Below are 17229 nucleotides of genomic sequence, written 5' to 3'. Positions count from 1 at the left end.
GAGCCTAACCGGTGAAGGAAACGATCATCTTTCCGGTGTTCTCGCCGCGGAGCATCCCGAGGAAGGCGGACGTCGCGTTCTCGATGCCCTCGAAGACCGTTTCGTCGTACCGCAGCTCGCCGGAGCGCAGCCAGCCGGCCACGTCCTGGACGAACTGCTGCTGCAGCCCGGCGTGGTCTCCGACCAGCACGCCCTGGAGGCGCAGCCGCTTGCCGATGACCAGGGCGAGGTTGCGCGGACCGGGGGTGGGCTCGGTGGCGTTGTACTGGGCGATGGCCCCGCACAGGGTGGCCCGGCCGTGCACCTTCAGGGAGGAGATGGCGGCCTCCAGGTGGTCGCCGCCGACGTTGTCGAAGTAGACGTCGATGCCCTCGGGGGCGGCCCCCTTCAGCTGCTCGCCGACGGGACCGTTCTTGTAGTTGAAGGCGGAGTCGAAGCCGTACTTCTCCGTGAGCAGCGTCACCTTCTCGTCGGAGCCGGCGGAGCCGATCACCGCGGAGGCGCCCTTGATCTTCGCGAACTGCCCGACGAGGCTGCCGACCGCGCCCGCCGCGCCGGAGACGAAGACGGAGTCGCCCTCCTTGAAGGAGGCGACCTCGAAGAGGCCGGCGTAGGCGGTCAGACCGGGCATGCCGAGCACGCCGAGGTAGGTGGAGAGCGGGGCGAGGGAGCCGTCCACCTTGGTGGCGTGCTTGGCGTCGACGTCCGCGTACTCGCGCCAGCCCAGCCCGTGCAGGACGTGGTCGCCGACCGCGAAGCGCTCGTCGGCGGAGGCCACGACCTCGCCGACCGCGCCGCCGTCCATGGGCTTGTCGAGCTGGAAGGGCGGGACGTAGGACTTCACGTCGTTCATCCGGCCGCGCATGTACGGGTCCACCGACATGTGGAGGTTGCGCACGAGGATCCGGCCGGCGGCCGGGGCCGTGACCGGCGCCTCGCGCAGGGCGAAGTCCTCGGCGACGGGCCAGCCCTGCGGGCGGCGGACGAGGTGCCACTCGCGGCTGACAGCGGGGATCTCGGACATGCGGCGCTCCTGGGGTGAGGGAGGAAATGCTTCAGTAGGTGAAACAACCATGCGCCTGCATATTTCATGTTGTCAAGTAAATGGGTACGCTGGTTCCATGCCCACTCGTCGCGCAGACCCCCTGACCCTTGAGGTCGTCGAGCTCATCGGCGACGTCGTGGCCCGCTACCACGAGGAGTACGAGCACGCGGCCGCCAGCCACCAGCTCACCGGCGCCCAGGCGCGGGTGCTGAACCTGCTGTCGTACGAGCCGACGGCGATGCGCAAGATCGCACAGAAGCTGAAGTGCGAGCCCTCCAACATCACCGGCATCGTGGACCGCCTGGAGAGCCGGGGCCTGGTCGAGCGCCGCCCGGACCCGGCCGACCGCCGGGTGAAGCTGGCCGCCCCCACCGAGGAGGGCCTGCGGACCGCCGACCGGCTGCGCGAGTCGCTGGACTTCGCGCGCGAACCGCTGGCCGGTCTGAGCGCGGCCGAGCGTGCGGTCCTGCGGGACCTGCTCAGGCGGATGCTGGGCTGATCCGGCCGCTCAGGAGCAGCCGAAGATCCAGAACACGCAGGTCTTGCTCGGCTTCGGCGTGGGCTGCGGCGCCGGCTGAGGCGGCGTCCCGGGCGGCCCCGACGTACCGGAGGTGCTCGGCGCGGGCTGTCCCGACGCCGTGGGATTTACGGTTCCCCCGGGCCCGGGAGTGCCCTGCCCCTGCCCCGGCCTGCCCGAGGCGGAGGCCGACGGCACCAGCCCGGGAGCCTGACTGCCTCCCGCGATGCCCCCCGGCCCGGCCGTCTTCGTGGCGCCGGCGGTGGCCTTCGCGCTCCCGGCGGCCTTGCCCGAAGGCAGCGCCGACGGCGCGGCGGGGGCCTGTTCCCGGCTCGGCAGGGCGTCCGGCTGCTTCGGGCCGTCGTCGGTCAGCACCACCGTGGCCGCGCGGTCGGACCGCTGCCCGTCGGCGGCCATCCGGGCCACCGCCAGCGAGCCCGCGGTCGCGAGCAGCAGCCCGAGCCCCATCGTCAGCACGGTCCGGCGGCGCCTGCGGTGCGTGACGCGGCGGCGCGCGCCAGCCCTGCGCTCGTTCGGCACGGACAGCACCACGAGCGAGTCCGCGTACACGTCGGCCAGCGTGGGCTGGGCCGCGGGCTCCGCCACCGGGGCAGCGGGCACCCCGGGCGCGGCGGGTATCAGGTACTCGGCCGGGGTACCGCACCCGGCGCACGCCAGCGCGCCGTTGAGGTGCCTCCGACAAGCGGGGCAGTAGTTCATAGGGCCCGCAGGCTACGTGGTCGCAGGCAACATCCGTATCCCGGAGAAGTAAGGATCCTGTGTGGAATCGTTGGCTCCATGACAGCGAACCCGGCCCCGGGCGCCCGTGGCCCCTTCGGGCCCGCCGCCTTCCAACTGGTACTGCTGCGCAGGATGGCCGACTTCCAGCCCGGCCTCGCCGAGGAGGCCCGCCACCGGCTCGGCGTCACGCTCGCCGAGCAGCGGGAGGCGAACAAGCGCTGGCAGGCGATGGTCCGCGCCCCGAGGGCCCGCGGGGCGCTGGCCCGCTACCGGTCGGTGCTCGGCCCGCCCGAGTCCGCCGAACGTCGCACGATCGGCGACCTGGAGTGCGAGGCCCTGCTGTGGCCGGTGCCCCTCTGGCCCGACCTGCGCTTCGAGGTGCTGGCCGCGCCCGACGGGGCGGTGTGGAACGAGTGGCTGGTGCGGGCCCCGGGCGCGCGGGGGCCCGTACTCGAGTCCCCGCAGGACCTGCGGCCCTGGTCGGCGACGGTGGACGAGGTGGCGCGGGCCTTCCCCCCGGTGCGCCCGATGGAGGGCACCGCGCCGACCCGCTGGCGCCTCGGGTTCGCGGCGGGGGGCAGGCCGTGCGTGGCGGAGTTCACGTACGGCCTGCTCCAGCGGGTCTCGTTCGAGCACGCCGACGGCGGCGGCGCCCAGCGCTAGGTGCGCAGGACTAGGTGCGCAGGAAGGCCCGTACACCGGCCGAGGTGCCGCCGTCGCCCAGCAGGTCGTTGTGCTTGAGGCAGCCGACCGGCGTGTTGGCCGCCCCGGTCAGCGGGACGCTGCTGTCGGGGTTGATGACCTCGTCGCAGTTCGACCAGAAGGTCGCGTACGCGACCGCGCCGGGGGTCTCGTCGCCGGAGTTGAGGTTCTTCACCACGTACGACCCGGGCGTCATGTCCCGGCACGCCTGGTCCCACAGGGCGCAGGCCCAGGCGGTGGAGGTGCCTCGGTTGGGCCCGGCCAGCGAGACCCAGTGGCCCACGGTCCCGTCGCCGCCGCCGAACTTCACGTACCAGCGGCTGACGAGCGAGCCGAAGGAGTGCGCGACCACGTCCACCTTCGCGGCGCCGGTCTGCCGGCGGACCTGGTCGACGTACGCGCCGAGCTGCCCGGCCAGGACCTCGTTGACGGACTGGTGGGTGTCGTACCCGAACGAGAAGAGCTCGGAGTCGGCGTACCCGTCGCCGCGCAGGTCCTCGCGCAGCGCGCCCCAGACGCCCGGATCGGCGTTGTAGCCGTGCACGAAGACCACCGGATTGCGCGATGACGCCTGGTCAGCGGCCTGAAGCGTGACCCGTTCGGCGGCGTGGGCCGGGAAGGGCGCGATCAGCGCCAGGCAGAGCGTCAGGAGGGCGAGCAGTCTCTGGCGGGCCGTCAGCATCGAGTCCCCTTTACCTTGTTACGCATGGGTAGCGTGTGCGGTGCGGGCATCGTCGTGCCTGTCGGTACAGAAATCCACCCCCGTGCAGCACTCCGGGAACCCCTTCGGAGCCCGACGACACCCCCCGGCCGGAGCATCAAATCGGGCAATCCGCCTATCGGACCCGAGAAGATACGAAATGTGACCGGCACTCCGCCGGTCTTCTTGGTTCAGCGCTCTCGGGAGGATCTGCCGTGACCGTCAGTCTTGAGCAGTTGCGCCGCTGCCACGTCGCCGTCGACCTCGGAGCGGCCCGGACCCGCGTGTACGTCAAGGGCGCGGGCCTGGTGGTGGACGAGCCCAGCGTCGCCGCGGTGAACACACGGACCGGCGCACTCATCGCCGTCGGCACCTTCGCCGAGCGGATGACCGGCCGCACGCCCGACTACATCCGGGTCGTACGCCCCGTCTCCGGCGGAACCGTCGTGGACATCGAGATGGCCCAGCGCATGCTGCGCCACCTCCTGGGCGAGAAGCTCCGGCGCGCCCTGCGCCGCAAGCCGCGGCTGCGGGCCGCCGCCTGCACCCCGCACGACGCGGACCCGCTGGCCCAGCGGGCCGCGGTGGAGACCCTCGTCGGGCTCGGCGCCCGCCGCGTCGAGCTGGTCGACACCCTGATCGCGGCGGCCGTCGGCTGTGGCCTGCCCGTGGAGCAGCCGACCGCGACGATGATCATGGTGTGCGGGGCCGCCGCCACCCAGGTCGCCGTCCTCTCCCTCGGCTCGATCGTCACCGCCGAGCGGATCCCGGTCGGCGGCGAGGCCATCGACCACGCGGTGGTCCAGCACCTGCGCCACGCGCACGAGCTGATGCTGCCCAGCCAGGCCGTCCGCCCGCTCCAACTGGCCCTGCACGGCAACGGCATCACCGCCGAGGGCCCGGCCTCCACCCTGATCCACGGCCGCGACGTGGCCACCGGCCTCGCCCGCTCCGTGCACGTGGACACCGCAGCCGTCCGCGACGCCATCCACACCCCGCTGACCGCCGTGCTCGACGGGATCGGCAAGGTCCTGCGGGACTGCCCGCCGGACCTGGTCGCCGACCTGACGGACCGGGGAATCATGATGGTGGGCGGCAGCGCCCTGCTGCCGGGCCTTGACCAGATGCTGCGCGACGCCACCGGGATGCCCGTGGCCATCGCGGAGCGGCCGGACGTCTGCGCCGTCCTCGGTCTCGGCATGATGCTCGAAGGGAAGATCGCCCCCATGGTCCTGAACCCGCTGGCCGAATGACGCAGCACGAGTCGTCGAGCCTCCCGGTCCTGCTGGAGGCGGTCCTGAGCGTCGGCTCCGAACTGGAGCTGCACGCCACCCTCCAGCACATCGTCGACTCGGCGACCGAGCTCTGCGCGGCACGCTACGGCGCGCTCGGGGTCGTGGACCCCGAGCGCGTCCGGCTGACCGAACTGTTCACCGCCGGTATGACCGAGGCCGAACGGGCCGCGATCCCCCGGCTGCCGGACGGCCGCTCCGGCCTGCTCGGCGCACTCGTCAGCGACCCGCGCCCGCTGATGCTGGCCGACCTCGCCAAGGACCCCCGGTCGGCGGGCCTACCGCCGGGCCACCCCCCGATGCACAGCTTCCTAGGCGTCCCGATCCGGGTGCACACCGAGGTCTTCGGCAACCTCTACCTCACCGAGAAGCGCGGCGGCGGCCCCTTCACCGACGAGGACCTCGCACTGCTGCGCGTCCTGGCCTCCCAGGCCGGCATAGCGATCGGCAACGCCCGGCTGTACGAGACCGCGCGCCGCCGGGAGCGCTGGATCGAGGGCGCCGCCGCGGTGACCACCGCCCTGCTCGCGGGCCGCCCGGCCGCGGACGCACTCATGTGCGTGGCCGAACGGGCCCGGCTGCTGGCCGACGCGGCGGCCGGCGTGGTCCTCCAGCCGAACCCGGAGGGCGGGATGGAGATCGTGGCCGCCTCCACGCACGGGGACCCGGGGGACCTGGTGGGCACGGCCATCGCGCCCGGCTCGCCCGTGCTGGAGCAACTCCTCGGCGGCGAGCCGGTCTTCATAGAGGACTCGGCAACGGACCCCCGGATGACCACGCACGTACGGGAGCGCTTCGGCCCCAGCATGATGCTGCCGCTGCAGAGCGGCGGCCAGCTGATCGGCACCCTGGCCCTGCCCAGAGCCCGGGGCGGCCCGGCGTACGACGCGGTCGACCGGCTGCTGGCCTCACAGTTCGCCTCCCAGGCCGCGCTGGCCCTCGTACTGGCGGACGCCCAGCACGACCGCGAGCAGCTCGCCGTCTACGAGGACCGCGACCGGATCGCGCGGGACCTGCACGACCTCGTGGTGCAGCGGCTGTTCGCCACCGAGATGATGCTGGAGAGCACCAGGCGCCGCTCCTCGAACGCGCAGCCCGATGACACCGACACCGTGGGCGAGGAGCTCGGCCGGGCGGTGGACGAGCTGGACTCCACGATCCAGGAGGTCCGCACGGCCATCTTCGCCCTCCAGCAGCCGCCGACCGACGCCCCGACCACCTTCCGGGGCCGGGTCCTGCGCGAGACGGGCGGGGCCGCGGTCCTGCTCGGCTTCCAGCCGTCGGTGCACTTCGCGGGCGCGGTGGACGCCCTGCTCCCGGAACCGGTGGCGGGAGACCTGCTGGCGGCGCTGCGCGGTGCGCTGGCCGCGGCGCACCGGCGCAGCGAGGTCACCTCCATCGACGTGGCGGTGGACGCGTCGGCGGACCGGGTGCGCCTCACGGTGGCGGACGACGGCCGCACCGAGGCGGGCACCCGGGGGACGACCGTGACCTGGGAGTCGGCGCTGTAGGGGGTGTCTGCGGGTCCGGCGGCCCGGGTCAGGGCTGGCCCGGCCGGGTGGCGGCCCGCAGGGCGATCCGCGTGCTGGACTGGGCCACCCCGGCCTCGCGCTTGAGCCGGCGCAGCAGGGAGTCGAGCGCCGCCGGGTCGGCCGCCCGGGCCCGTACGAGGTAGTCGTACTCCCCCGTCACGTGCACCACCTCGGTGATGCCCGGCAGCTTGGCGACCCGCTGCTCGAACTCCTCGTTGGTGGTGTCCTGGCGGAGGGTGAGGTCGATGAAGACGACCAGCCCGCCCCTGGTGTCCGCGGCGGGATCCACCACGACGGTGAACCCGCGGATCACGCCGTCGCGCCGCATCCGGCGTACCCGGTCCGCGGTGGCATTGGCGCTGAGCCCCACGCGGACGCCCAGATCCCGGTACGAGATCCGCGCATCCTGCTGCAGGATCCCGAGGATTTCCCTGTCGAGGCCGTCCATACCGGGATTCTCGCAGCCGGCGCCGTTAATCGCGCCCGTTCCCCGGGCCCCGACGGGGACCCTCGCCCCATGAACGAACTGCTGACACCGGCCCTGGCCGGCGCCGCCGCCGGCCTGGGCGTGGCGATGCCCATGGGCGCGATGAGCGTGCTGCTGCTCCAGGAGGCGATGCGCGGCCGCCGCACGGCGGTGGCCGCGGCGGCGGGCATCGCGACCGTGGACCTCGGCTACGCGGCCCTGGCCACCGCCCTGGGCCCCTGGGTCGCCTCGCACGTCTCCCCGGTCGAGGCCTGGGTACGCCTCGCCTCGGCGGCGGTCCTCCTGGCCATCGCCGCCCACGGCCTCCTCGCCTCCCGCACCCCGGACCCGGCTGCCACCGGCGCGCCGGTGGCGCCCGGCGCGGCCCCCGGGCCGTGGCGGACGTTCGCCAAGTACGTCGGCCTGACGGCGGTCAACCCCACCACCGCGCTCTACTTCGCCGCGCTCACCACCGCCCAGGGCGCGAGCCTGCGCGGCGGCGGCGCCGGAGCCGCCTTCCTCGTCGGCGTCGGCCTCGCCTCACTGCTCTGGCAGCAGGCGCTGGTGGCCGTCGGCGCCGTCGCGGCCGGCCGGATCTCCGCCACCGCCCGCACCTGGACCTTCCGCCTCGGGTACGGGCTGGTCGCCGCCTACGCCGTGAAGATCGCCTTCCCGTTGCCGTAGGGCGCCGTAGGTTGCCGTAGGCCGCCCCAGCGCCGCGCGCCGCCGTCGAACGCGCGGCAAGTCCCGCGAAGGCCGGTCGACTTGCGGGCCAGGTGTGATCCAAGAGACAGGCCCGCGGCCCCGTCACCGCCTAGGGTGACTGCGTGACGACCCGCCTCTCGGCCCGCGCGGCCATCGCCTCCGTGACCGACCCCGGGAGTTTCACCGAACTCCCCGCGCCGCACAGGGAATCCGCCCCCGACGGGCCCCTCGGCTGGAGCGGGTACGACGACTCCCGCGAGCGCGCCGCCGCGCGGACCGGCGAGCGGGAGTCCGTGGTCACCGGCACGGCCCTGCTCGGCGGCCGCCGGGCCACCGTGATCTCCTTCGAGTTCGGCTTCCTCGGCGGCTCCCTCGGCGAACGCACCGGCGACCGGCTCGAAGCCGCGTACGCGCACGCCCGCGAGCAGCGCCTCCCCCTCGTCTCCCTGATCGCCACCGGCGGCTCCCGGATGCAGGAGGGCATGCTCGCACTGACCCAGCTCCAGCGCGTGGCCCGCCAGTGCGTCCTGACGCGGGCCGCCGGACTCCCGCAGCTCGCCGTGCTCCGCGACCCCACCACCGGCGGCGGCTGGGCCACCCTCGGGGCCGGGGCCGACGTCGTCCTCGCGCTCCCCGGAGCCCAAGTCGGCTTCGCCGGCTCCCGGGTGCGGCCGGCCGACGCGGATCCGGCGGCCTACACCGCCGAGGGGCAGTACGCGGCCGGGCACGTGGACGCCGTCGTGCCCGCCGCGGACATGCCCGGGGCCCTGGCGGACTGGCTCCGCGTCCTGGCCGCGCCCCGCGCCGCCGGGCCCGTCGAGCCGCCGGCCGCGCTGGCCGATGTGGCGCCGCCCGCGACCGGCTGGGACGCCGTCCGGCAGACCCGGCAGCCCGGGCGGCCGCATGCCGGGGCGTACCTCGACGCGTACTTCGAGCTGCGCCTGCCGCTCTCCGGCGACCGCGCGGGCGGCACGGACCCCGGAATGCTGTGCGGGTTCGGGCTGCGGGAGGGCCGGGCCGTGGCCTACGCCGCCCAGTGCGGCACCGCGACCCGCCCGGCGGGCTACCGGACCGCGGCCCGGGTGATCCGCCTCGCGGACCGGCTCGGCATCCCCGTCCTCACCCTGGTCGACACCCCGGGCGCGGCCAACGACGCGGCCGCCGAACACGCGGGCGCGGGCGCCGCCATCGCCGACACCTTCGCGGCCGTCGCGGCGGCCGCGGTCCCCGTGACCACCCTCCTCATCGGCGAGGGCGGCTCGGGCGGGGCCCTCGCCCTGGCCGCCCCGGGGAACACCTGGGTCACCCCGGACAGCTACTTCTCGGTCATCGCCCCGGAGTTGGCGGCGGCGATCCTCAAGCGCCCCGCGGAAGCCGCCCCGGCGACGGCGGACCAGCTCCGCATCCGCCCCCAGGACCTGGTGGCCCTGGGGGTGGCCCGCGGCGTGGTGGGGCCGAAGGCCTAGGGAGTGTCGTCAAAGTGGCGTCGGCCGCCCGAAGGGCGGCCCCGCCGGCCAGACGGGACTTTGACGACACGGCCTAGGGGGCCCGGGCGGAACGGGCGGAACGGGCGGACCGGGCGAAGTGCCCCGGGCCGGTTCCCACGTGCCGCCGGAAGTGCCGCGTCAGGTGGGCCTGGTCGTAGAACCCGGCCTCCGTCGCCGCCTGCGCCGGCTCCGTCCCGGCCAGGAGAAGCCGCCGGGCCACCGCCACCCGCCGCCCGGTCAGGTACGCGTGCGGCGGCAGCCCGAACGCCTGCCGGAAGCTGCGGATCAGGTGGGTCGGATGGGCGTGTCCCAGTACGGCGCACGCCTCCTGGAGGGTGATCCCGCCGACTACCCGCGCATCGAGCAGCTCGCGCAGTCGGGTGGCGGTCCGCGTGTCCGGGCCCCCGTACGAAAGGGTCTCGTGGCCCGGGCCGCGCCCGGCCAGCCGGCCGCGCAGCCGTTCCCGTACGAAGGCGAGCCGCGACTGCGCCTCCAGCAGGTCCACCGCCCCGGCGGGCAGGTCGGGCGGGCCCAGCGCCCGGTGCAGCCCGTGGACGCGGTCGCGCAGCGCGGCGTCGGCCAGCAGCGGTGTGTCCACGGCCGCCCCGGTCAGGGCCTCGGGCAGTACGGAGGTGTCGAGGTAGAGCACCCGCTTGCGGAAGCCGGCCTCCGTGACGGTCCGGCCGTCGTGGACCACCCCGGGCGGCAGCAGCACCACGGTGTCGGACACGCCCAGGCCGTGCCGCTCCCGGTCGAGGCCGAAGTCCACCCGGCCGCCGTCCAGGATCATCAGCGCCCAGGTGTCGTGGACGTGGGCGGGGTACGCGTGCTCGGTGAAGCGGGCGTGGAACACCTCGGCGATGCCCGGCACCGGTGGCTGCCAGGCGGAGACGGTGCTGGACGGACGTATCGCGGCCATGTCAGGAACGTACAAGACCGGCGGCGGCGCACCGGGAAGCCTGGACCCATGACCACACACCAGCCAGTGAACGTCCCGGTGAACATCGCGCGGAAGCTGTCCGAGTTCGACGAGCAGTGGGCGCCCCGACGCATCGCCCGCGTCAACGACTACGAGGTCAAGATCGCCAAGCTCCAGGGCGAGTTCGTCTGGCACACCCACGAGGACACCGACGAGCTCTTCCTCGTGGTCTCCGGCAGCCTCACCATCCGCCTCCGCGACGGGGACGTGGTCCTGGCCCCCGGGGAGATCTACGTCGTCCCGCGCGGGGTGGAGCACTGCCCGCAGGCCGACGCGGAGGCGGCGATCCTGCTGTTCGAGCCGGCCGGCACGCCGAACACGGGCGACGCGGGCGGCGACCGCACCCGGGAGCCGGTCGACGCCTGAGCCCGGCCCAGGCTCGGGGCTCGGGGCTCAGGGCTCGGGGCTCAGGGCTCAGGGCTGTGGCGACCGCGCGTCGTACCGGGCGAACCCGCGCCACCGCGCGGCCAGCAGCCCGAGCACCAGCACACACCCGACCCCGCCGCCCGTGATCGCCACGGCCGGGGAGAAGAGGTCGGCGGCGGTCCCGGCGAGGAAGTCCCCGAGCCGGGGCCCGCCCGCGACGACCACGATGAAGACCCCCTGGAGCCGGCCGCGCATGTCGTCGGGGGTCGCGGCCTGCATCATCGTGGAGCGGAACACCATCGACACGCTGTCCGCGCACCCGGCGAGGGCGAGGAAGAACAGCCCGAGCCAGAGGTTGCGGGTCAGCCCGAAGGCGGCGATGGCCAGCCCCCACCCGGCGACGGAGAGCAGGATCGCCAGCCCGTGCCGGTGGACGCGCCCCTGCCAGCCGGAGAGCAGCCCGCCCAGCAGCGCCCCGACGGCTGGCGCGGTCACCAGCAGGCCGACGGTCTTGGCGTCGCCGCCGTACCAGAGCACCGCGATGGCCGGGAACAGCGCCTTCGGCTGGGCCAGCACCATGGCGGCCAGGTCGCTGAAGAAGTTCATCCGGATGTTGGGCCGGCTCCCGAGGAAGCGCAGGCCGTCGAGCACGGAGGCCCGGCCGCGCTTCCCCGGCGCCCCGGGCTCACCGGGCGACCCGGCCCCCCGCTCGGGCCGCATCGACGGCAGCCGCCACATCGCGTAGAGGGAGGCGCAGAAGGTCACCGCGTCGATCAGGTACGCCGCTTGGTAGCCCCACCAGCCGACGATGAGGCCGCCGAGCGCCGGACCGGTCATCATCCCGAAGGTCATGGCCGCCGAGTTGAGCGCGTTGGCGGCGGGAAGCTGCTCGGGCGCTATCAGCCGCGGGATCATCGCGGCCCGGGCCGGGCCGTTGAGCGCCCCGCACGCCGCCTGGAGCGCGACGACCGTGTACAGGAGCCAGACCCGGTGGTAGTCGAGCAGCGCGGCGGCGGCCAGCGCGATCGAGAGGGCGGCCAGGCCCAGGGAGCTGTAGAGCCCGAGCGTGCGCCGGTCGACGGTGTCGGCGATGGCCCCGCCGTACAGGCCGAGGGCGATGAGCGGGACGAGCGAGAAGAGTCCGACGAGTCCGACGGAGAAGCTGGACCCCGTGATGGCGTAGACCTGGAGCGAGATGGCGAGGGCGCTCATCGCCTGGCCGAGCCGGGAGATGGTGGCGCCGACCCACAGCCGACGGAAGTCCGGGGAGGATTTCAGCGGCGTGATGTCGGCGAGTATTCGCCTCGGGGGGCGGGTGGGCACGCTCGTACGGTTCACAGCGGATGATAACCAGCGGTCCCTCGGAGCCGGGCAGGGTTTTTTCCCCGGTCCGGGCTCGCGCGCAACAGCCGCCCCACCCGGACCTGCCGTCCCGGGACGGGGTCGCTCTTGCCGCTAACCCGCCACTATCACCGGACATTTGACCGAATCGACGTGCGCTCCTCCCCTGGTGTTCAGCTCATGATGAAAAGACTCGTATGTCCAGGGAGGCGTAGTGATCAAACCTGGCACCAGCACCACGAGCACGAGTTCAGGCACGAGTTCGACGCCCGGTACGGTCCCGCTCACGGTCGGGGTCGAGGAGGAGTTCCTCCTCGTCGACACCCGCACCCTCCGAGTGGTCCCGGCCGCCCCGCACGTCCTCGCCACGGCCGCCGGACTCCCCCACGAACTGCACCCCGAGGGCACTCGCTACCAGGTGGAGATCTCCACCCCGGTGGCCGACTCCGCGGTGACCCTGCGCAGAGAGCTCGCCGGCCTGCGGCGCACCCTCGCCCAGGCGGCCCGCGCCCACGGCTGCCGGCTCCTGGCCGCGCCCTCGCCCGTCCACGCCGTGGAGGGGCCGCTGCACCTGACCGACGACGAGCCTCGCCAGCGCGAGCAGCACCGCCGCTTCGGCGCGCTCACCGACACCCTCGTCAGCTGCGGCCGCCACATCCACATCGGCACGCTGGACGTGGATACCGCGGTCGCGGTGTCCAACCGGGTCAGACCATGGCTGCCCACGCTGATCGCGCTGGCGGCCAACTCGCCCTTCTGGAACGGCCGCGACACCGGCCACGCCAGCTGGCGGGCGATGGCCTGGTCGGGCTGGCCCTCCGCGGGCCTGCCCCCGCACTTCACGTCCACGGCGCACTTCCGGCGCTCGGTGCAGACCCTGCTCGGCTCCGGGGCGGCCCTGGACACGAAGATGGTCTACTGGGACCTCCGCCCGTCCGGGAACTGGCCGACGCTGGAGCTGCGGGCGCCGGACATGTCCCCGTACATCGACACGGCCATCCTGCAGGCGGAGTTGGCCCGCGCCCTGGTGGCGACGGCACTGCGCGAGATCGCCGAGCAGCGTCCCGAGCCCGCCCTGCGGGAGGACGTACTGCGGCTCGCGCGGTGGCGTGCGGCCCATGACGGCCTGGAGGGCTTCGGGCTCGACCCGTACACGGGCGCCGAGCTCCCCGCGGCGGACCTGGCGGAGGCGTTACTGGACCTGGTGGCCCCGGCACTGGCTTCCGCGGGCGACCTCGACCACGCCGCCGGGACCCTGGCGGGCCTGCTCCGCGACGGCTCGGGCGCCCACCGCCAGCGCACGGCGTTCGCCCGCCGCGGGGACCTGACCGACGTACTGCGGCACTTGGCGGACGAGACGGAGAACTTCTAGCGCGCGAGGGGAACCGGAACACGCTGAACCCGCAGGTGCGGCCGTCCGCGCACCTGCGGCCCGCGGCGGGGCGCGCGGGAGTTCGTGCCGGGGGCGCACACCGGAGCGCCCACGCGCCGGTCGGCTACCGGCCACGAACGGCCTGCTTGCGCCGCTCCACTGGCCCCGGCACGGGGCTATCCTGCGGACAGAACGTCGACGTTCCAGACCCCGACGGCGCGTTGCCTGCCACTGCTGTCCGCGTCACGGCCCGGACCCGTCGTCCGGGCGTCCGACGCGTCCGAGGGCGGGGCCCGTCTCCCATCCTGGAACACAGGTACCGGACCGGCCTGCGCCCGCTGCGCACGTACACCCGCACCGGAAGAGCCGCGAAGGGCCGGGACGTCCGGCACCCGACGGCGCTTCCCGGCCGGTCCCGAACCGAGGCGCCCCATGCGTATTCCCGCATCGCACACGCTCCGTACCCCGCACGCCCCGCCGGCGCGGGGCCCGCGACCGCACCACCACCGGCCACCCGTGCCGGTCCGGCTCACCGGTATCACCGCCGCCCCGGGCGGTGTGCTGTGACGGACACCTGGCCGCGACGCGGCCCGCAGCAGGACGGCCGCCGCGCGCCCCACCCCGGGGACGCCATGGCCACGGTCCGCCTGCGGCGGCTCAACCGCTGGCAGGCCGAGGGAATGAAGGAGGACCTGGCAGACCTGTACGTGGAGTCCTCCCACTCGGCGGCCGGTGCGGAGTACCGCAACCGGGAGGCCTTCCTGCGCCGCCTCACCGCCGATGTCCGGCGGCCCGGCTTCGCCATGCTCGTCGCGGAGAGGGCCACCGTGGCCGGCTGCGCCTTCGGCTTCCCCCTGCGGCGGGACGGCTCCTGGTGGCGCGGGTTCCTCGGACCGCTCCCCCAGGCCGTCGAACAGCTCACCGCCTCCGGCCACGTCTTCGCCATCACCGAGGTCGTCGTCCACCCGCACCAGCAGGTCCTCCCCATCGGCCGACGGCTGCAGGAGCGGCTGCTGGACGACCACCACGCCTCGCTCGGCGCCACCTTGGTGCCCGAGGACGAGGTCAGGACCCTGACGGCCTTCCGGTCCTGGGGGTGGCGCGGGATCGGCGAGGTCCACCGGCCGCCCGGTACGGTGCTGTTGCAGGCGCTCGTCCTGCCCCTCGGGAAGCGGACGGGCCCCGCGGACGGGCTGGAGCACGATGCCCGTACCCAGCGGCCCGAGTGGTGACGGGTGCCCGGATCGCCAGGATCCGGGTGCTGGTGGCCGAGGAGGCGGCTCTCCGCGGTAGACGGGTCGGGGTGGTGGATGTGTGCACCGCCGCGGTGGCCGTGCTGCCGATCGGCGGGGCCGGCGTGTCGGCGATGTCCCGGACCACCGCCTGCCATCCGCTGTGCAGCACCGACATCGTGAGTGAGCGGCTCGAAGAGCTCCAACTCACCCTGGGCGAAGGCCCCTGTGTGGATGCCTTCGCCCTCGGGTCGGCCGTCCTGGCACCCGATCTCCGGGCTGCCGCGGAGCGGCGCCGTTGGCCCGTGTTCGCGTTCGAGGCCACTGCTGCCGGCGCGGTGGCCGTGTTCGCGTTCCCCCTCCAGATCGGTGCGATCTGCCCCGGAGTCCTGGACCTCTACTCCGGAGTGCCGGTCGAGCTGGACTTCGAGGAGCTGGCCGACGCCATGGCGCTCGCCGACACCGCGACGCTCGTCCTCCTCGGCACCCGCGCCGGACGGGCGGACGGTCCGCCGGACGACCTGGGCGGCCGTCGGGCCGAGATCGACCAGGCCACCGGCATGCTCACCGTCCAGCTGGGCGTGGGCATCGAGGAGGCGTTCGTCCGCCTGCGCTCCTACGCGTACGCCCACGGACGCCGGCTCGCCGAGGTGGCCGCCGACGTGGTGGCCCACCGGCTCCGGTTCGCCCCGGGCACCGATGAGGATCCGAGCCTCACCGACGAAGCCTGACAACGGAGGGTGTGCACGATGAACCAGCAGCTCCTGGCCAAGACGTTCGTCGAACTGGCGGACAACCTGGTCGCGGACTTCGACCTGATCGACTTCCTGCGCATGCTGACCGACCGCTGCGTCGGCATGCTCGGCGTGAGCGCGGCCGGAGTGCTCCTCGCGGACCAGAACGGTGAACTGCGCGTGATGGCCGCCTCTGACGAGCAGGTCCGCCTGCTCGAACTCTTCCAGCTCCAGAGCGACGAAGGTCCGTGCCTGGAATGCTTCCACACCGGCGTGCCCGTCACCGTCCCCGACCTGAGCACGGAGAGCGCCCGCTGGCCGCGGTTCGTCGCACAGGCCCACCGCACCGGGTACTCGGCGGTCCAGGCCCTGCCGATGCGCCTGCGGGACGAGGTCGTCGGCGCGCTCAACCTGTTCCGCACCATGCCGGGGCCCTTCGACCCGACCGCCACACCCATCGCCCAGGCCCTGGCCGACGTCGCCACCATCAGCCTCCTGCAGCAGCGCTCCTCCCATCGGGCCGGCATGCTCAACGAGCAGTTGCAGAACGCGTTGAACAGCCGGGTGCTGATCGAACAGGCGAAGGGCAAGCTCGCCGAACGGCAGGGCATCGACATGGAACAGGCCTTCACCGCGCTGCGGAGCTACGCCCGGGCGAACAACCGGCGGTTGTCCGACCTGGCACGCGCCTTCATCGACGGCACCGAACCCCTCACCGGCCTGGTCACGTGACCGTCCGTGCGGCGCAAACCAACTCACGTACGACAAGTGCCCATTGACAGGTCGCCTCCCCGGGCGTTGACTGGCCGCGATGGCGTTGGGCAGCACCACCCCGGAAACCTCCGGCCTGGCCCTCCGCCTCCGCTTCGCCCGGACCTCGCGGAACGCAGGCACCATCCCTGTGACCGCTGGAGGTCCCGGCCATGCCCAAGCTCATGATCATCGCTGCGGCCGTCATCGCGCTGGCGGCCGTCCTGTTGGCCGTATTCGGCACGGGGCGGCGCGCGCGGGGGCTCAAACAGCGCTTCGGCCCCGAGTACGACCGTCTCGTGGCCCGGCACAAAGGCGACACCAAGGCGGCGGACCGGGAACTCGGCGAGCGCATGAAGCGGCACGGCTCCGCCAGGCAGCGGCCGCTGTCCTCCGCGAGCCGCGAGCAGTACACGGCCCAATGGGCCGGGATCCAACAGCGGTTCGTCGACTCCCCGCGGGAGTCGGTCGCCGAGGCCGACGCCCTGCTGACCCGGCTGGCCACGGACCGGGGCTTCCCCGGCGCCGAGGTGTTCGAAGAGCAGCTCGCCGCCATCTCCGTCCACCACGCGAGCCACGTCGACGGCTACCGCAACGTGCACGAGGCGGCACCCGGCCGAAGCAGCACCGAGGAGATGCGCATGGTCATGGTCGAGGCCCGGGGCCTCTTCGACGCCCTGGTCGCGGAACTCCCGGCCGACTCCGGCCGGCACCGCACGCAGCGCCACCACACGAAGGGAAGCGGCACGCGATGACGTACGACCAGGACCGCGCCCGGCAGTCCCCGGCCGGGAGCCCGGCCCCGGGACGGCGCGACCCGCGCGGGGGTCCCCCGCACGCCGAGGTCCCCACGGGCACCCTCGTCCCGGTGCCGCTGCTCGCGCAGAGCGACCGGGACGAGTTGACCCTGCGCCTCCAGCACGCCCTCCACACCTTCGTCCGGAGCCCGCGCCAGGCGGTGGAGGAGGCCGACACCGCCTTCGCCGAAGCCACCACGCACCTGACGGCCGCACTCGTGGAACGCAGGCACGTGCTCGCCAAGGCCCGTCAGAACGTGCCCGACGGCACGGAGGCGGAGACCGAAGCCCTACGGCAGGCACTGCGCCAGTACCGGGAGCTCACCCTGCGGCTGCTGCGCATGTGACCACCCCCTGACAGCCGGCGGGGACGGCCCGCCTCCCCGATGGGCCGTCCCCGCCGGCCTGACCGCTTCCGCCGTCGCGGCGGTCCCCAGCGGTGTTCGGGTCCTCCGCGAGCCGACGGCACGG

The 17229-nt window shown here is 74.0% G+C and carries 19 protein-coding genes; 13 read left to right on the top strand and 6 right to left on the bottom strand.

Annotated elements, in window-relative coordinates:
• Nucleotides 1-4: 4 nt before the first annotated feature.
• The gene (locus ACZ7GJ_RS09315; protein ID WP_470750530.1) at nucleotides 5-1024 is read right to left on the bottom strand and encodes an NADP-dependent oxidoreductase; all 1020 of its coding nucleotides are present in this window, start codon (nucleotides 1022-1024) and stop codon (nucleotides 5-7) included.
• 97 nt (nucleotides 1025-1121) lie between these two features.
• On the opposite strand from ACZ7GJ_RS09315, the gene ACZ7GJ_RS09310 reads away from it, so the two are divergent.
• Nucleotides 1122-1544 carry a MarR family winged helix-turn-helix transcriptional regulator gene (locus ACZ7GJ_RS09310; RefSeq protein WP_365927944.1) on the top strand — a complete coding sequence of 141 codons (423 nt, stop codon included), beginning with the start codon at nucleotides 1122-1124 and terminating at the stop codon, nucleotides 1542-1544.
• Nucleotides 1545-1553: 9 nt separating this feature from the next.
• On the opposite strand, the gene ACZ7GJ_RS09305 is transcribed toward ACZ7GJ_RS09310, so the two are convergent.
• Nucleotides 1554-2282 carry an SCO2400 family protein gene (locus tag ACZ7GJ_RS09305; protein WP_470750529.1) on the bottom strand — a complete coding sequence of 243 codons (729 nt, stop codon included), beginning with the start codon at nucleotides 2280-2282 and terminating at the stop codon, nucleotides 1554-1556.
• Between the two features lie 78 nt (nucleotides 2283-2360).
• On the opposite strand from ACZ7GJ_RS09305, the gene ACZ7GJ_RS09300 reads away from it, so the two are divergent.
• On the top strand, nucleotides 2361-2966 hold the full coding sequence (locus tag ACZ7GJ_RS09300) for a hypothetical protein (protein WP_470750528.1): 606 nt from the start codon (nucleotides 2361-2363) through the stop codon (nucleotides 2964-2966).
• A 10-nt stretch (nucleotides 2967-2976) separates the two neighbouring features.
• Here ACZ7GJ_RS09300 and ACZ7GJ_RS09295 read toward each other — a convergent pair whose 3' ends face one another.
• Nucleotides 2977-3687, bottom strand: coding sequence for an esterase/lipase family protein (locus tag ACZ7GJ_RS09295; RefSeq protein WP_470750527.1), 711 nt, complete (start codon nucleotides 3685-3687; stop codon nucleotides 2977-2979).
• A 233-nt stretch (nucleotides 3688-3920) separates the two neighbouring features.
• Between ACZ7GJ_RS09295 and ACZ7GJ_RS09290 the strand changes: the two genes are divergently transcribed.
• Nucleotides 3921-4958, top strand: a complete 1038-nt coding sequence (locus tag ACZ7GJ_RS09290; RefSeq protein WP_365927936.1) for a rod shape-determining protein — start codon at nucleotides 3921-3923, stop codon at nucleotides 4956-4958.
• A complete protein-coding gene (locus ACZ7GJ_RS09285) occupies nucleotides 4955-6508 on the top strand; it encodes a sensor histidine kinase (RefSeq protein WP_470750526.1) in 1554 nt (517 codons plus the stop codon). The genes ACZ7GJ_RS09290 and ACZ7GJ_RS09285 overlap by 4 nt, the downstream gene beginning before the upstream one ends.
• A gap of 28 nt (nucleotides 6509-6536) precedes the next feature.
• On the opposite strand, the gene ACZ7GJ_RS09280 is transcribed toward ACZ7GJ_RS09285, so the two are convergent.
• A complete protein-coding gene (locus tag ACZ7GJ_RS09280) occupies nucleotides 6537-6977 on the bottom strand; it encodes an Lrp/AsnC family transcriptional regulator (RefSeq protein ID WP_365927932.1) in 441 nt (146 codons plus the stop codon).
• Nucleotides 6978-7046: 69 nt separating this feature from the next.
• On the opposite strand from ACZ7GJ_RS09280, the gene ACZ7GJ_RS09275 reads away from it, so the two are divergent.
• A complete protein-coding gene (locus ACZ7GJ_RS09275; protein WP_470750525.1) occupies nucleotides 7047-7679 on the top strand; it encodes a LysE family transporter in 633 nt (210 codons plus the stop codon).
• Between the two features lie 143 nt (nucleotides 7680-7822).
• Entirely contained in the window at nucleotides 7823-9166 is a 1344-nt protein-coding gene (locus tag ACZ7GJ_RS09270) for a carboxyl transferase domain-containing protein (RefSeq protein ID WP_470750524.1), read from the top strand.
• Nucleotides 9167-9239: 73 nt separating this feature from the next.
• Here ACZ7GJ_RS09270 and ACZ7GJ_RS09265 read toward each other — a convergent pair whose 3' ends face one another.
• The gene (locus tag ACZ7GJ_RS09265) at nucleotides 9240-10106 is read right to left on the bottom strand and encodes a helix-turn-helix transcriptional regulator (protein ID WP_470750523.1); all 867 of its coding nucleotides are present in this window, start codon (nucleotides 10104-10106) and stop codon (nucleotides 9240-9242) included.
• Nucleotides 10107-10154: 48 nt separating this feature from the next.
• Between ACZ7GJ_RS09265 and ACZ7GJ_RS09260 the strand changes: the two genes are divergently transcribed.
• Nucleotides 10155-10532, top strand: coding sequence for a cupin domain-containing protein (locus tag ACZ7GJ_RS09260; protein ID WP_470750522.1), 378 nt, complete (start codon nucleotides 10155-10157; stop codon nucleotides 10530-10532).
• 48 nt (nucleotides 10533-10580) lie between these two features.
• Here ACZ7GJ_RS09260 and ACZ7GJ_RS09255 read toward each other — a convergent pair whose 3' ends face one another.
• Entirely contained in the window at nucleotides 10581-11855 is a 1275-nt protein-coding gene (locus tag ACZ7GJ_RS09255) for an MFS transporter (protein WP_470750521.1), read from the bottom strand.
• Between the two features lie 232 nt (nucleotides 11856-12087).
• On the opposite strand from ACZ7GJ_RS09255, the gene ACZ7GJ_RS09250 reads away from it, so the two are divergent.
• From ACZ7GJ_RS09250 to ACZ7GJ_RS09225, 6 genes are all read left to right on the top strand, one after another.
• Nucleotides 12088-13245, top strand: a complete 1158-nt coding sequence (locus ACZ7GJ_RS09250; protein WP_470750520.1) for a carboxylate-amine ligase — start codon at nucleotides 12088-12090, stop codon at nucleotides 13243-13245.
• A 563-nt stretch (nucleotides 13246-13808) separates the two neighbouring features.
• A complete protein-coding gene (locus tag ACZ7GJ_RS09245) occupies nucleotides 13809-14477 on the top strand; it encodes a hypothetical protein (RefSeq protein ID WP_470750519.1) in 669 nt (222 codons plus the stop codon).
• Complete coding sequence (locus ACZ7GJ_RS09240) at nucleotides 14471-15208, top strand: ANTAR domain-containing protein (protein WP_470750518.1); 738 nt, start codon at nucleotides 14471-14473, stop codon at nucleotides 15206-15208. Before ACZ7GJ_RS09245 ends, ACZ7GJ_RS09240 begins: the two co-directional genes overlap by 7 nt.
• 18 nt (nucleotides 15209-15226) lie before the next feature.
• Nucleotides 15227-15943: an ANTAR domain-containing protein gene (locus tag ACZ7GJ_RS09235; RefSeq protein WP_470750517.1), complete on the top strand. Its 717-nt coding sequence runs from the start codon at nucleotides 15227-15229 to the stop codon at nucleotides 15941-15943.
• A gap of 191 nt (nucleotides 15944-16134) precedes the next feature.
• Nucleotides 16135-16716, top strand: coding sequence for a hypothetical protein (locus ACZ7GJ_RS09230; RefSeq protein ID WP_470750516.1), 582 nt, complete (start codon nucleotides 16135-16137; stop codon nucleotides 16714-16716).
• On the top strand, nucleotides 16713-17105 hold the full coding sequence (locus tag ACZ7GJ_RS09225; protein WP_470750515.1) for a hypothetical protein: 393 nt from the start codon (nucleotides 16713-16715) through the stop codon (nucleotides 17103-17105). Before ACZ7GJ_RS09230 ends, ACZ7GJ_RS09225 begins: the two co-directional genes overlap by 4 nt.
• Nucleotides 17106-17229 lie beyond the last annotated feature (124 nt).

Source organism: Streptomyces sp. NPDC037242 (genome assembly GCF_055604165.1).
The sequence above is the reverse complement of the archived record's forward strand: the minus strand, read 5'-3'. Positions and strand labels throughout refer to the sequence as shown.